Here is a 13,522-nt window from a genome sequence, read left to right as displayed (position 1 = left end):
GCTCTCCATGACGATGATTGACGCGGATCTCTTGAAATCCTACCTGACCGAGGCAGACAACGCCCGCGTAACATGGCGCACGACGGTCGCTGCCTTGAGCAAGTCGCCGAAAGACACGCTGGAAGAAGGGTTCAAAGCCGTCAAGATCGCCGAGCGCACCTATTACCGATGCTGCGAAGAGTTGGCCAATGCGCTGCGCAGCGAGGTTGCACGTACCGAAGGATCAAGCTGAGAAACGCACACGACACTCGATACGCGAGGAAGGCGGACAACATGACTGCGGAGCAAATGAAACAGCTACTGGCCCGCGTCGAAAAAAGTTGCTCCGACCTTGAGTTTTCGGGGGCAGATATGCTTAATTTTTTTCAATGCAGGCAGAGCAGGCCAAGGAAACCACCACCACCGAAAGTCAATCCAAGCAGAGCGACTGGCTTTCCATATTGATCGTTGACGATGACGAGCGCGTACGCGAGTTTCACTGCAAGATCCTGAAAAGCCTTAATGGCAGCGTCAATATAGCCATCACCGCCAACCCTGCGGAGAAGGTGCGAAGAAAATGCCGGTGTTCCCTATTCAATGAATACATACAGAAGCCAATTGACATTCAGCAACTTCAAAAAAATCGAAATTCTAACAACTCGACAAGGCTGAACGTTATTACCCAGCCACCACGTTTAAATACAACCAATTACTGTAGGCCCATTCACACCAAACTTGTCCTTGCGGTCTGATTTTCGTCAATGAACAACGTCGTTACCATCGGTAGTATGGCGTCCATCAATCAAGTTCCTACAACAACTGCTCCTCCAGAGACTGAACACTTGAAGTGGATGACCGATGAAGCCCAGAGCGATCCCTGACCTCGCTCCTTGTCCATTGACCTTCAAGAGGCCGCCTGACTCATGACCCCGACTGCCCAATTGCCGACACCCAACAGCGACCGCGTGCTGATTCTGCGCATTGAGTTGAAGTGGATAACACCCACGATCTGGCGCCAGGTGGCGGTCCCCGAAAGCATCACCTTGGGCAACCTGCACCAGGTCATTCAGGCGACGATGGGCTGGACGGACACCCACCTGCATGAATTTGAAATCGCCGGTGACAGCTACGGCGTTTCAGATTCCAGCGCCGGCTGGAAGCCTCCGATCATTGCGCAGAAACGCAAGACGCTGATCAGCGCCCTGCGAGGGAACCGGGCTTTCCGTTATGTCTACGATTTCCGGGATGGCTGGGAGCACTTGATCAGGCTGGAAAAAATCATCCCTGCTGACGTCTGCCCGCAACTGCCCTACTGCATCGACGGCGCCAACGCCCGGCCGCCGGAAAATATCGGCGGCATGCCGGGCTATGACGAGTTCCTGACGGCCCTGAATGACGCCGACCACCCCGAGCACGGGAACGTGCTGGAGTGGTTCGGGGACAACGACTTTGATCCGACCACCTTTGATTGTGTTCGCATCAATCGGTCGCTGAAACAGATCAGGTTCCAGCGAGCTGGATAACAACGTTGCCAAAGACACCTTTGGCGAGGTCATGCACGCGCTGCCTCGAACGGGATTATGGCCCCCCCCACCTCGGCGACTTGAGCGGTCCAGGCTTTGACCTGCTCGCTGAGCGTCAGCCCCAGCCCCAGCCCCGGACGGGTGGGCACGAGCATGCGACCGTCACGGGTTTCCAGACGCTCGTTGAACAGTGGCTCAAGCCATTCGAAATGCTCGACCCAAGGCTCCGTCGGGTAAGCCGCCGCCAGATGAACATGCAGTTCCATGGCGAAGTGTGGCGCCAACATCAGCCCCGCTTGCTCGGCCATGGCCGCCACCTTCAAGTAAGGGGTAATCCCCCCAACACGCGGTGCGTCGGGCATCAGGAAATCAGCGCCACGCAGCTTGATGAACTCGGCATGCTCGGCAACGCTGGTGAGCATTTCACCGGTGGCAATCGGCGTATCGAATTGCTGGGCCAGGGCGGCGTGGCCTTCGGCGTCGTAGCAGTCCAGCGGCTCTTCGATCCAGATCAGGTTGTGCGCTTCAAACTGGCGACACATGCGCTGGGCCGTTGGGCGATCCCATTGCTGATTGGCATCCACCATCAAGCGCCTGGGCCACTTGCAGACCAATGTGCCTGCCATCGACACTGACGGTCGACAAGGCCGGGTGAACCTGCGCCGCACTGCTCAGATCGCCGAAGCCCATCACCGCCAGGTCAGACGGGACATTCATCCCGCGACTGGCGGCTTCGGCCAGGACACCCTGAGCCACGGTGTCGGAGCTGCACACCACGATATCGGGCGGCACCGGCTGTTCAAGCAGACGTCGCAACCCTTCCCTGCCCACTTAGAGGGTGGCCGGCGGCGCCAGGATCTCCAGCGGTACTTCTCCGATACCCTGGCGTTTAAGCTCGGCAATCAGGCTGCTGCAGCGACGCAGGCCGCGGGGGTCGATGATGGTCACCACCGAGAAACGCTTGTAGCCCTTTTTCAGCAAATGCCGTGCGGTCTCTTCCCCGACTTTTTCATGGGAGAAGCCCACCAGCATATCCAGGGGTTCTTCGCTCAGATCCCAGGATCTCAACCACCGGGATACCTGCCTGGGCGAGTCGCAGACGACTGGATTCGGTGTCCAGCGTGCCGGTCGATGCAACGCCCTGGAAACAGTCATCGGCGAAACGCCGGCCACCTTTGCCACATCAATCAAGGTCAGGCTGGCGCCCTTCTTGGGCGCGGAGATCGATGTGTCAGTGGAGGACGCCGCTGGTTTCTTGGCCATGAACCTTTCCGAATCTGAAGCTCAGTCTCTGAAGCTGCCGTACAAGGCAGGCTGTACGCGCGGCGAATCTACCAAAACCCGGCGCAACGTTCACGATACTTGGTTTTGGCTCGATCAAAGGGCAACGATCAAGCCGGCGCTAATGTCCTCTTGCGCCCTGCCCCGGCCGATCAACCAGCGCTGAAAGGCCCGACATTGGGATTTGTGCAGGGTGTTGGGGTGCCAGCTCAGGTAATACGGCGAAGGCAGCGGCATGGCACGTCCCCAGGGGATGACCAGGCGTCCTTCATCAATATCGCGGGAAATCATCGAAAACTGCGCCAGCACCACGCCCTGGTGATCGATGGCGGCTTGAATCGCCATACTCGACGAAGAGAAACTGCGACGGATGACAATCGCCTGCTCGAGCGCAACGCCTTCGTGCTCGAACCATTCGGCCCATGACGGTGGCGAGTCGAATTTCGGCCGCGAATCGATCCGGATCAGCGGGTAGTGGAGCAGATCAGCGGCCTGCCGCACCGGGCCAGGATAGCCTGAAAGGCCCGACAGCCTCGGTGAACAGGCCGGCACCACACAATCGCGAAACAGCACGACGCTGTGCTCGGCATATTGGCCAGGCTCGCCATAACCGATCCGAAAATCGGCGTTTTCCTCCTCCGAGGTATCCGCCAGCGTGCCGTCCAGATAGATGTCGAGATCCCCATGCCCATGCTGCCATTCGTAGGTCAGGGGCGCTAACCATTTGGTCATGAGCGAAGGCAGGCCACTGACATACAGATTGTTGGGATTCTTCGAACGCTCGACTTCGGAAACGGCGGCTCTCAACTCTTCAAAGGCTGTAGAACAGCGCGCATGAAACCGCAGACCAATAGCGTTCAACCGCAGGCGCTGTCCCTCCTTGACCGTCAGGCTCAGACCCAATGCCTCCTCCAGCAACTTCATCTGCTGGCTCACCGCTCCCACGGAAATGCTCAAGCGCTTGGCCGCTTGGGATATGCCGCCGCAGTGGCCGACGGTTTCGAATACCTGGAGGGCGCGTAAAGACGGTAGGCGGCTCATGCGATACAAAGCTCTCGAAGGCGTTTTAAGTTTAGATATTCTATTAAAACTGACAGAAATCACCATATTTTCTTCATCCTCAAAGCGCTTTAGCCTTCCTCCACGCTCAATCGAGCGATGGCTCAGCCGGTCCGGCCCTCAATCATTTCGTTTCTCGGGAGTTCGCAATGAAAGCTCATCCTCAGCAGATCACTCAGGTCGTTCTTGGCGACAGGGAACCCTCCATCGAAGAGTTCGTCGCGGTAGCCCGTTATTGCGCCAAGGTGTCGTTCTCCGAGACCTACAAGAACCGCGTGAACAAGTCCCGCGGCCTGGTCGAGCGCTTTCTCGAGGAGAATCGCCTGGTCTATGGGGTGACCACCGGGTTCGGCGACAACGTCCGCCATGTGATTTCACCGCAGAATGCCAAGGAGCTTCAGATCAATATCGTGCGCTCCCACGCCGTCGCCGTCGGCGAGCCGCTCAAGCGTGAACAGGTTCGGGCAATCCAGTTGATGCTGCTGATCAGCCTGGGCAAAGGGTTTTCCGGAGTGCGCCTGGAGTTGCTGGAACTGATCGCCGGCCTGCTCAACCACGATGTCGTGCCGTTTGCACCCGGCGAGGGGTCGGTGGGTTATCTGGCGGTCGAAGGGCACCTGGCCCTGGTCCTGCTCGGTGAGGGCAAGGCCCGGGTCAACGGCGGCGAATGGGTGGATGGCGCCACCGCGCTGCAACAGGTCGGCCTGCAACCGACGGACCTGCAGTGCAAGGAAGGCCTGGCCATGCTCAACGGCACCATGTCGGTGACCGCCATCGCGATTCTGGCCCTCTACAACTCCATGCAAAGCGCCGCCCTGGCCGACGTCGCCGCCGCCCTTTCGCTGGAAGCGCTGAAGGGCACGATTCGAGCCTTCGATCCGCGTTATCACTCGATCAAGGCCCATAAGGAGCAGGCGCAAACCGCCAGGGGTATAAAGGCGATGCTGCACGACAGCCAGTTGATCGCCGAAAACATCGACTACCGACTGCAAGACGCCTACAGCCTGCGGGCTATTCCTCAGGTGCACGGTGCGTCGAAACGCTTTATCGATCACGCCCGGGAAAATATCGAAAACGAAATCCACTCCTCGGGCGACAACCCGATCATCTACCCGCTTGAGGACGGCGACGGCATTGCCATCTCCGGCGCCAACTTCGACGGCAGCTATATCGGCATGTCGGCGGATTCGCTGTGCGTGGCGCAGGCCAACCTGGCGAAGATCTCCGAGCGCCGTATCGACCGCATGGTCAACTCGCACTTCAGCGAAATGCCGGCCTTCCTGGTGCGCAACCCCGGTCTCAACAGCGGCTACATGATCCTTCAATACACCGCAGCGGGCCTGTATGCGGAAATGAAGGCGCTGTCGTTCCCCTCCACGGTCGACAGCTTCTCGACCTGCGCCAACCAGGAGGATCTGGTCAGCCTGGCTTACAACGCCGCCATCAAGGCCTACAAGGTGTCCGAAAAACTCGAGTCAGTGCTGGCGATTGAACTGCTGGTGGGTTGCCAGGCCTTGGACTTCCATGATGTGCACAAGGCGTCCAGCGTGACCAGGGCGGTTTACGACCTGGTGCGCAGCCGCGTACCGGTCGCCGAGAATGACCGTGCCTTCTACCTGGACATGGTGAGTGTTACCGAACAAGTACGCAGTGGACAGGTGCTAGCCACGGTGCAGAAACACCTCAAGTAAACAGGTTGAACCCCAGCGTCGTCCTTTGGCCGTCGAGCTAGGCATTGGCCTGCTTCTTGACAACTGAAGGACGGTCTTTTTCGCCCCATAAGCCCCCACACCCAGCGTTCCCCATCGCGCACTAACATCTCCCGAACTGTCACCGAGCGCCCCAACCTGGCGCAATTCCCAGCCCAGGTAACAATCGTCAGCCCCATGGCCAACCTCCCAGGAAAAAAACGCGTCCCGGCAAACCCTTGTCGTACAAGCGCTACAGGCAAATCCCAGGTTTTATTGAGCGGGACCCGACAAGTTGGCCGCTTGATTGCATATGCTTGTATGTACAAGTAAATGTGTGTGCGTATAAGTCGCCAACACGGCCTGTGCACGGCACCTGTTTACGCTCGAGGGCAAGGCCAGAAACCTGCCGATGATCACGGCTTGATCGATCGCTCAGGGGCACATGGAGAGGGGACAGCAATCCAGGCTGAAACCATTATGGGTGCGAATCAACCGGCCTGACTGGCAGGTTGGCTGTTTATGGTTTTGTCTTGTCTGCACAAGAATCGTTGCGCAGGCAAGCATTGGAGATTCGGCCTGAGCCGGATCAGTTCGCAACACTCCATTGATTAGGCAGGAAGTTATCAAGATGTCGAAGAAATCAAGCTGGTTGGGTTCTGTAGCGCTCAGTGCAATGGTTCTGGCCTGTGCCCCGGCACTGCAGGCCAAAGAGTGGACCTCGGTGAATATCGCCACCGAAGGCGCCTATGAGCCTTGGAACCTGACGCTCCCAGGTGGAAAAATCGGCGGCTTCGAACCGGAGCTGATGGATATCATCTGCCCGCGCATGAAGCTCAAGTGCAACGTCGTGGTACAGAACTGGGACGGGATGATCGCCAGCCTCAATGCCGGTAAATTCGACGTGCTGATGGACGCCATCGTCATCAACGAAGAGCGCCAGAAGGTCATGGCCTTCTCGACGCCTTACGCCCAGACCCCGGCCAGCTTCGTCTCGCTGAAAGCCGATCTGCTGCCGGGCAAAACCGGTGACGCCGCCGCCATCACCCTGGGCACCGATGCCAAGGAAGTCCGCGCCGGCGTTGAAGAGCTGCGCAAGGCCCTCAAAGGCAAGACCATCGGTATCGCCTCCGGCACCATCTACACCTCGTTCATTGACGAGAACTTCAAGGACGTCGCGACCATTCGCGAGTACGGCAGCTCGGCCGAAGCCATCCTCGACCTGCTGGCCGGCCGCATCGACGTCGCTTTCGACGACGTGACCTTCTTCAATTCGGTCATGGACAAGCCGGAGAACAAACCGCTGGTCTTTACCGGCCCGGTCATCAAAGGTCCGATCTGGGGTGATGGCGAAGCGCTGGGCTTCCGTCAGAAAGACCCGGAGCTCAAAGCCAAGTTCGACGCCGCCCTCAAGGAAGCCATGGCTGACGGCACGATCAAGAAACTGAGCGAGAAGTGGTTCAAGGCAGACCTTACCCCTAAGCAGTGATTCTGAATGGCCCGGCAACCTGAAGGTTGCCGGGTTGCTTGAACCTTCATCATAAGTGGGACCTTCTATGAACCTCTTGCAGCTACTCAGTTTTGGTGACTCAGGCTGGGGAATGGCGCTGCTCAAGGCAGCAGGCATGACCGTGATATTGACCCTGGCGGCGCTGCTGGTGGGTGCGGTATTCGGCAGCCTGGTCGCTGCGGCCAAACTATCCCGTCAGCGTACCCTGCGCTGGCTCGGGGACCTGTATTCAATCCTGTTCAGGGGCATCCCTGAGCTGCTGGTGATCTACCTGTTCTACTTTGGCGGTGCCAGTGTGGTCACGGCCGTTGGCCACTGGTTCGGCGGCGAAGGCTATATCGATGTGCCGCCTTTTCTGGTGGGCGCGTTGGCGGTCGGGCTGATTTCCGGTTCCTATCAGGCCGAAGTCTACCGCGGCGCTTTTCTCGCGGTCTCGAAGGGTGAACTGGAGGCCGGGCTGGCTATCGGCATGACCCGGGCCATGCGCTTCAAACGGATCCTGGTTCCCCAAGTGCTGCGCTTTGCGCTGCCCGGGCTGGGCAACGTCTGGCAAATGAGCCTGAAAGACTCCGCGCTGATTTCCGTGATCGGCCTGGTGGAATTGATGCGGGCCAGTCAGGTCGCGGCCGGATCGACCCGGCAATATTTCACGTTCTACATCATCGGCGGCATCGTGTACCTGGTTCTCACTGGCCTGTCCGGTCGGCTTTTCAACATGGCCGAGGCTCGCGTGCGTCGCACGCAGCAGCGCAGCCCAGTCTAGTTCGAGTCGGAAGGACTATTTATGATCGATTTTCCGTTCCTCGCTGACACCATGCTCAAGCTGTTGGCAGCCTTGCCCACAACGCTGTCGCTATTTTTCTGCTCATTGGTGATCGGCCTTACCCTCTCCGTCGGCATTGTCAGCCTGCGGGTCAGCCGCTGGTGGTTCTTCAGCTACCCGGCGCGCTTCTACATCATGCTGTTTCGCGGCACGCCGCTGCTGATCCAGATGTTCCTGATCTACTACGGGCTGGGCCAGTTCCCGGCCATCCGCGACAGCTTCGCCTGGGTCCTGCTCAAGTCGCCCTATGGCTGCGCGGTGGTTTCGCTGGCCTTGTGTACTGCCGGTTATACCGCCGAGATCATTCGTGGCGGGCTGCTCAGCGTGCCCCAGGGGCAGATCGAAGCCGGCAAGGCCGTGGGCATGTCGCCCTGGGAACTGCTGCGCCGGATCATTGCCCCGGTCACCCTGCGCCAGGCCCTGCCGGCCTACTCCACCGAAGCCATCTTGCTGGTCAAGTCCACGGCGCTGGCCAGCCTGGTAACCGTGTGGGACGTCACCGGCGTCGCGCAACAGATCATCCAGCGCACCTATCGCACCATGGAAGTGTTCATCTGTGCGGCGGTGATCTACCTGGTGCTGAATTTCCTGGTCGTCCGTGCTGTCGCCTGGCTCGAGTATCGCCTCTCGCCGCACTTGCGCGAGCGGCCAGTCGACGTCATCAAAAAAGCCAGCCCCTCGCTGCCTACCCATTCCTGATTTGCTACGGAGCATGCCATGAGCACTCAGCCCGCTTCAGCCTTGTCGGTCACCAACATCCAGAAATCCTTCGGCAGCGCCCATGTCCTCAAGGGCATTTCCCTGGACGCCCACAAGGGCGACGTGATCTCGATCCTTGGTGCCAGTGGTTCCGGTAAAAGTACCTTCCTGCGTTGCATCAACCTGCTGGAAACCCCCGATCAGGGCATCATCACCGTCAATGGTGAAATGATCGAAATGAAGCAGCACGCCGACGGCCGCCAGACCCCGAGCAACGCCCGCCAGGTGGAGCGCATGCGCAGCTGCCTGGGCATGGTGTTCCAGAGCTTCAACCTGTGGTCGCACATGACCGTGCTGCAAAACGTCATCGAAGGCCCGATGCGGGTGCTCAAGCGTTCCCGCGCCGAGTGCGTCGAAGAAGCCGAAGCCCTGCTGCACAAGGTCGGCCTGTACGATCGCCGTGACTATTATCCGGCGCACCTGTCCGGCGGCCAGCAGCAGCGCGTGGCGATTGCCCGCGCCCTGGCGATGAACCCCCAAGTGATGTTGTTCGACGAGCCGACTTCGGCCCTTGACCCTGAGCTGGTGGGCGAAGTGTTGCGGGTGATGCGCTCCCTGGCCGAAGAAGGCCGCACCATGCTGGTGGTCACCCACGAAATGGGCTTTGCCCGCCACGTGTCAAACCGGGTGGTGTTCATGCACGGTGGCCTGGTCGATGTCCAGGGAACGCCGGCGGAACTGTTCGAAGGCTTGCCGACCGAACGCTTCAAGCAATTCGTCTCCAGCCACCAGGAGCGCAGTGCCGAGTAACCAAGCCCGACGCGCTGGACTGGCGAAACGACAACGGCCCCTGATTGGGGCCGTTGTCGTTTCCAACCGGCGATTGATGCGGAATCTGGCAACAGTGTTTGTCCAACAGGCCGCTATATGGAGGCATAACAAACACCTAATATCGTCTCTACCGAGTGAGCCAATACCGCTCACCTGGTAAACACTCGGAAACTCCGCTCCAGGCTTTACGACCATCGTGGTCGCCAAGCAACCGACCCAGACGATACGGTGAACATCATGAACTTCTCGAAAATCGCACTTATCCTTGTTCTTGGCAGTACTGCCGCGCAGGCATTTGCCGACGACAACTATTCATCGGCCGCCAGCAGCCCGGTCCCTGTCGAAACCTACACTGACGCAGCAAAACCCGATATCGAAAAAGTCGTTTCAATCACCGAGGCCGCCGACCAATGCGCGCCGGTCCCCGTGCAAATGACCTATGAAGACTCCCACGGCCAACGCCACATCCTGCAATATCAAGTGATGGGCACTGGTTGCTCGAACGGTTGAGCCCTGTTGTGGACGATGGAGGGTCGACACTCCTTCCCCGCACGGCCAGCTGAAAAAAGTCATTATCGTTGTTGTGAACCGACAACTTCCTTATTCGATGCCAACAACTCCGGAATCGCGCCTTTGAGAAATTCGAGCCAGGTTTTTATCTTGGCATCGAGAAACTTTCGCGAGGGGTAGATTGCAAACAGATTCAACTCTTCAAGATGATAGTCGGGCAATACCCGCAGCAATGTTCCGTGCCTGAGCCCCTCGACAGCCGAAGCAATAGGTTGTATCCCGATGCCCATCCCGCTTTTTATCGCGACGGTCATGCCATCGGCGGTATTGATGTGCAGGGGAGATAATGGAGTGCTGACACTTTCCATACCTTCCGGCCCCTCGAATATCCAGTTTTCAGCCGGCATTACCGTGTTCACGATTCTCAGACAATCGTGTGAACAAAGATCCCCCGGAGAATCCGGGTATCCGCGTTTTTCCAGGTAGGCAGGCGAAGCGCAAAGAATGCTGTAGGTGCTACCGAGCCGCTGCGCGACAAACCCTGAGTCGGGTAAATCCCGCGCCAACACAATCGACATGTCATAGCCCTCCTCCAGCAAGTCAGGCAAGCGATTGGTCAGGACCAGATCAAACATCACCGTGGGATGCGTCTCCCGATACTTGGCAATGGCCTGGATCACATAATGATTGCCAATGGCCGACATCGCATGAATCTTGAGCCTGCCAGACGGCATGACTTGAGCGGTACCGGCCTCCTCGTCCGCTTCACGCACCTCATCGAGGATTTTCTCGCAGCGCTGCAAATAACGCAGACCAGCCTCGGTCAATGCCAGGCGGCGAGTCGTGCGGTTGATCAGGCGGGTTTGCAGTCTGGCCTCAAGGCTGGAGACTGCTTTGGAGACGTTGGCGGTGGTGGTGTTCAGGATCTCGGCGGCGCCGGTAAAGCTGCCGCTTTGAGCGACCGCCGTGAAAAAACGCATGGTCTGGAACACATCCATCGTTTCCACCTCGGGAAATCAGTAAAAATACCATAGGCCTGGTTTGAAGCAGCGCTCGCGCAAAAAGGGACGGCCCTGCAACAGCCGCCCCCGGCCACAGATTATTTCTTGCGCGGAATAAACCCGGGCACGCCGGTTTCCACCACCGAATTGAAGCGTATCCGGGTGGTGATATCGTCGCGAATTTCCGCCATGGCCCGCTGCGGCAAGCTCGATATATCAAAGTTTTCCTGGATATGGCTCGGTGATACGGAGGTGGTCAGGAAAGCGACGCCGCGCTGTACCGCCCAGGCCAGCGCCACTTGTGCCGGGGTTTTGCCCAAGCGCCGGGCGATCCCGGTCATCACCGGCTCTTCCAGCACATTAGGCTCCATGCCATGCCCGAGTGGCGCAAACGCCAGGAGGATAATGCCGTGCTCCTGGCAGAACTCGAGCAGTTCCCACTCAGGCAGATAAGGATGGGATTCGACCTGCACCACCGCGGGTTTTATCCGCGCCACGGCCACCAGCTCTTTCAAGGCCTCCAAGCTGATATCGGACAAACCGATGGACCGGCAGCGGCCTTCATCCACCAGGCGCTCAAGCGCCCTCCAGGTCTCGATCAAGGTGACGCCCGAGTCATAGATCACATGCCCCTGAAAATCCCTTGGGTCCTGGTCATCGCCGGGCTGGAAGGCAAAAGGTGTATGGACCAGATAACAATCGATGTAATCCACCTGAAGTCGGCGGCAACTGGCGGCAAAAGCCGGTTCGACGCGCTCGGGACGATGGTTGGTATTCCACAGTTTGGTGGTAATGAACAGCTCTTCCCGTCGAACCTCACCGGTCTGCAAAACCGCCTGCAGAGCAATGCCGACGCTTTCCTCGTTGCGATAGCGCTCGGCACAATCGAAATGTCGAAAACCCGCCTCCAATGCGGCCTTGACGGCTTGCGTGGTTAGCGAAAGGTCTCGAAACAGCGTACCAAAGCCCACCGCCGGCATCTCACCGGTTCCATGAACGATGGGAAATCGGGTGTCGCGAAGAGCATCGTGATAGGTCATGTCTTTACTCCATTGCCAAGGGTCACCACCGCGACAACGGCAGTGCCCGTTCATAAAATTTCGCCAGGCCGGACAGGGCCCGTGAACAGATGACTGAGCGGTGGACTCGAAGCTGGCCGCTCTTAGCGAGCCGCCACTTTTTGCTCAAGGACACCGACGCAATTACCGCCGAGCGCGACGAACAAGCGCACCGTGTCGAGATAGCGCGCGGTCTTCACCCGGATCTGTCCCAACAGCGCCTGTTGATAGGCACGTTCGGCCTCCAGCACTTGAAGAACGCTGTTCTCGCCTTGCGCGTAGGCTTGCTGGTTCAAGCGCACGCTGGTTTCGGCGGCGCTTAACGCGTCGCCTTGGGCGAGACTTTCCTGCTCGTCATGGTTGATGGCCTGTAAGGTGTCGGCGACCTGGCCGAACGATTGGATGAGCGTCTGCTGGTAGCTGGCGAGGGACGCCCGGTAACCGTCGACGGCCGCCTGGCGTTCAGCCTTGAGCGTCCCGCCATCGAAGATCGGCCCCGCCAGCCCCGCCGCCAAGCCCCAGAGTGCCGCGCCGCCATTGCCGGAAGCGGCCTGCGCGAGCGACGCGGAAAGCACCACATGGGGATAAAGGTTCGCGGTCGCGATACCCACGGCGGCGCTGGCCATATGCAAGTCAGCCTCCGCTTGCAGGATATCGGGCCGCTCGTGGGCCATTTCCGAGGGCAGGCTGACGGGCACGCTGGAGGGCAAGGCAAATTCGGCCAGGTCGAAGTCAGGCGCGATCCAGTCGGCCGGGCCTTTTCCAGCCAGAATCGACAGCGCATGGCGTGCCGCATCTCGTTGCTGGGCCAACGGCGGCAGCAGCGTGCGATCCTGCGCCAGCCGCGTCTCGGCCAGCGCCACGTCGATCTGCGTGGTGCTGCCGTTGAGACGGGCCATGCGCACCAGTTCGAGATTTCGGCGACCATTGGCCAGCAGTTTCCCGACCGCGGCCATCTGCGCGTTGGCAGAGGCAACCAGCAGCGCCTGGCTGGCGACGTTGCCGGTCAGGGTCAGGTACGCGGCCTCGTAGCGATGCGTCTGAAAATCGACCAGGGCGGCTTGTTGTTCGACCCGCCGCTTGTTAGCGCCGAAGGCATCAAGGTCAAAGCTGACCTGTGGCCCGACACTGTAGAAGTTGGCCACCGAAGGCTGGGCGCCGGTGTGGACCCGTTGGCGACCGCCCTGGGCGGCAAAGTCGACCTGCGGATACAGCGCCCCCTGCGCGGCAAGCACGGACGAAGCTGCCTGCCGCAGGGTGGCATCCGCCACCACCAGTTCAAGATTACCGTCGATGGCCCGCCGGACAACCTGGTCGAGCTTCGCCGATTGAAAAGCCGACCACCAGTCACCGCCGGCCTTCTTGCCCAGGTCAATCTTGCCGCTGCGCCCCAGTCCCGACTCGGCCTGTTGGTCATAGTGCTGCGACAGGCTGGCCACCGGTGCCTGGTAATCAGGCCCGACGGTACAGGCCGACAGGAACAGAACCGCCGACAGCGCACCGACCATCATAGGCAACAGCGGTCTGTCGAGGACGAACATATTGGCTTTCATTTGCCAG

The 13,522-nt window shown here is 59.3% G+C and carries 14 protein-coding genes and 1 pseudogene; 8 read left to right on the top strand and 7 right to left on the bottom strand.

The genetic code is table 11. The annotated features are described in order from the left end of the window. Positions 1-7 precede the first annotated feature (7 nt). Together M5B99_RS19575 and M5B99_RS19570 are read left to right on the top strand one after the other, a co-directional pair. Positions 8-232 carry a hypothetical protein gene (locus M5B99_RS19575; protein ID WP_248805578.1) on the top strand — a complete coding sequence of 75 codons (225 nt, stop codon included), beginning with the start codon at positions 8-10 and terminating at the stop codon, positions 230-232. Between the two features lie 670 nt (positions 233-902). After that, positions 903-1,502 (top strand): plasmid pRiA4b ORF-3 family protein, encoded by a 600-nt coding sequence (locus M5B99_RS19570; RefSeq protein WP_248805577.1) that lies wholly within the window; start codon positions 903-905, stop codon positions 1,500-1,502. 29 nt (positions 1,503-1,531) lie between these two features. Here the strand turns inward: M5B99_RS19570 and M5B99_RS19565 are convergent. The 4 genes and pseudogenes from M5B99_RS19565 to M5B99_RS19550 form a co-directional block, all read right to left on the bottom strand. After that, a pseudogene (locus M5B99_RS19565) lies at positions 1,532-2,092 on the bottom strand (enolase C-terminal domain-like protein); the annotation flags it as partial. Next, complete coding sequence (locus M5B99_RS19560; RefSeq protein ID WP_248805628.1) at positions 2,028-2,258, bottom strand: substrate-binding domain-containing protein; 231 nt, start codon at positions 2,256-2,258, stop codon at positions 2,028-2,030. The gene M5B99_RS19560 and the pseudogene M5B99_RS19565, both read right to left, overlap by 65 nt. A gap of 75 nt (positions 2,259-2,333) precedes the next feature. Next, positions 2,334-2,765 (bottom strand): LacI family DNA-binding transcriptional regulator, encoded by a 432-nt coding sequence (locus M5B99_RS19555; RefSeq protein ID WP_248805576.1) that lies wholly within the window; start codon positions 2,763-2,765, stop codon positions 2,334-2,336. 114 nt (positions 2,766-2,879) lie between these two features. Next, positions 2,880-3,890 (bottom strand): LysR substrate-binding domain-containing protein, encoded by a 1,011-nt coding sequence (locus tag M5B99_RS19550; protein ID WP_248805575.1) that lies wholly within the window; start codon positions 3,888-3,890, stop codon positions 2,880-2,882. A 101-nt stretch (positions 3,891-3,991) separates the two neighbouring features. Here M5B99_RS19550 and M5B99_RS19545 point away from each other — a divergent pair, with 101 nt between their 5' ends. The 6 genes from M5B99_RS19545 (at position 3,992) to M5B99_RS19520 (ending at position 9,903) form a co-directional block, all read left to right on the top strand. After that, positions 3,992-5,533, top strand: coding sequence for an HAL/PAL/TAL family ammonia-lyase (locus tag M5B99_RS19545; RefSeq protein WP_248805574.1), 1,542 nt, complete (start codon positions 3,992-3,994; stop codon positions 5,531-5,533). A gap of 721 nt (positions 5,534-6,254) precedes the next feature. Continuing rightward, positions 6,255-7,019, top strand: coding sequence for a transporter substrate-binding domain-containing protein (locus M5B99_RS19540; RefSeq protein WP_412548748.1), 765 nt, complete (start codon positions 6,255-6,257; stop codon positions 7,017-7,019). Between the two features lie 112 nt (positions 7,020-7,131). Further along, entirely contained in the window at positions 7,132-7,803 is a 672-nt protein-coding gene (locus M5B99_RS19535) for an ABC transporter permease subunit (protein ID WP_318654578.1), read from the top strand. 21 nt (positions 7,804-7,824) lie between these two features. Next, the gene (locus M5B99_RS19530) at positions 7,825-8,562 is read left to right on the top strand and encodes an ABC transporter permease (RefSeq protein WP_248805571.1); all 738 of its coding nucleotides are present in this window, start codon (positions 7,825-7,827) and stop codon (positions 8,560-8,562) included. An 18-nt stretch (positions 8,563-8,580) separates the two neighbouring features. Next, positions 8,581-9,372 (top strand): ABC transporter ATP-binding protein, encoded by a 792-nt coding sequence (locus tag M5B99_RS19525; protein WP_248805570.1) that lies wholly within the window; start codon positions 8,581-8,583, stop codon positions 9,370-9,372. A gap of 258 nt (positions 9,373-9,630) precedes the next feature. Beyond that, positions 9,631-9,903, top strand: a complete 273-nt coding sequence (locus M5B99_RS19520; protein ID WP_248805569.1) for a DUF2790 domain-containing protein — start codon at positions 9,631-9,633, stop codon at positions 9,901-9,903. 62 nt (positions 9,904-9,965) lie between these two features. Here M5B99_RS19520 and M5B99_RS19515 read toward each other — a convergent pair whose 3' ends face one another. The 3 genes from M5B99_RS19515 to M5B99_RS19505 form a co-directional block, all read right to left on the bottom strand. Further along, on the bottom strand, positions 9,966-10,901 hold the full coding sequence (locus M5B99_RS19515) for a LysR family transcriptional regulator (RefSeq protein WP_248805568.1): 936 nt from the start codon (positions 10,899-10,901) through the stop codon (positions 9,966-9,968). Positions 10,902-11,002: 101 nt separating this feature from the next. Continuing rightward, positions 11,003-11,944, bottom strand: a complete 942-nt coding sequence (locus M5B99_RS19510) for an aldo/keto reductase (RefSeq protein ID WP_248805567.1) — start codon at positions 11,942-11,944, stop codon at positions 11,003-11,005. 122 nt (positions 11,945-12,066) lie between these two features. Then, positions 12,067-13,515 (bottom strand): efflux transporter outer membrane subunit, encoded by a 1,449-nt coding sequence (locus tag M5B99_RS19505; RefSeq protein ID WP_248805566.1) that lies wholly within the window; start codon positions 13,513-13,515, stop codon positions 12,067-12,069. Between the last annotated feature and the right edge of the window lie 7 nt (positions 13,516-13,522).

The sequence above is a fragment of the Pseudomonas sp. MWU13-2100 genome (assembly GCF_023242365.1).
Lineage (GTDB): Bacteria > Pseudomonadota > Gammaproteobacteria > Pseudomonadales > Pseudomonadaceae > Aquipseudomonas.
Note: the sequence above shows the minus strand (reverse complement) of the source record. Positions and strands in the feature narration are given on the sequence as shown.

Excerpts from the sequence above, each read along its gene's own strand:
- M5B99_RS19530 (WP_248805571.1), top strand. The coding sequence starts at position 7,825 with ATGATCGATTTTCCGTTCCTCGCTGACACCATGCTCAAGCTGTTGGCA.
- M5B99_RS19525 (WP_248805570.1), top strand. The coding sequence starts at position 8,581 with ATGAGCACTCAGCCCGCTTCAGCCTTGTCGGTCACCAACATCCAGAAA.
- M5B99_RS19555 (WP_248805576.1), bottom strand. The coding sequence starts at position 2,765 with ATGGCCAAGAAACCAGCGGCGTCCTCCACTGACACATCGATCTCCGCG.
- M5B99_RS19570 (WP_248805577.1), top strand. The coding sequence starts at position 903 with ATGACCCCGACTGCCCAATTGCCGACACCCAACAGCGACCGCGTGCTG.
- M5B99_RS19575 (WP_248805578.1), top strand. The coding sequence starts at position 8 with ATGACGATGATTGACGCGGATCTCTTGAAATCCTACCTGACCGAGGCA.
- M5B99_RS19535 (WP_318654578.1), top strand. The coding sequence starts at position 7,132 with ATGGCGCTGCTCAAGGCAGCAGGCATGACCGTGATATTGACCCTGGCG.
- M5B99_RS19545 (WP_248805574.1), top strand. The coding sequence starts at position 3,992 with ATGAAAGCTCATCCTCAGCAGATCACTCAGGTCGTTCTTGGCGACAGG.
- M5B99_RS19505 (WP_248805566.1), bottom strand. The coding sequence starts at position 13,515 with ATGAAAGCCAATATGTTCGTCCTCGACAGACCGCTGTTGCCTATGATG.
- M5B99_RS19550 (WP_248805575.1), bottom strand. The coding sequence starts at position 3,890 with ATGGTGATTTCTGTCAGTTTTAATAGAATATCTAAACTTAAAACGCCT.
- M5B99_RS19515 (WP_248805568.1), bottom strand. The coding sequence starts at position 10,901 with ATGGATGTGTTCCAGACCATGCGTTTTTTCACGGCGGTCGCTCAAAGC.
- M5B99_RS19520 (WP_248805569.1), top strand. The coding sequence starts at position 9,631 with ATGAACTTCTCGAAAATCGCACTTATCCTTGTTCTTGGCAGTACTGCC.
- M5B99_RS19510 (WP_248805567.1), bottom strand. The coding sequence starts at position 11,944 with ATGACCTATCACGATGCTCTTCGCGACACCCGATTTCCCATCGTTCAT.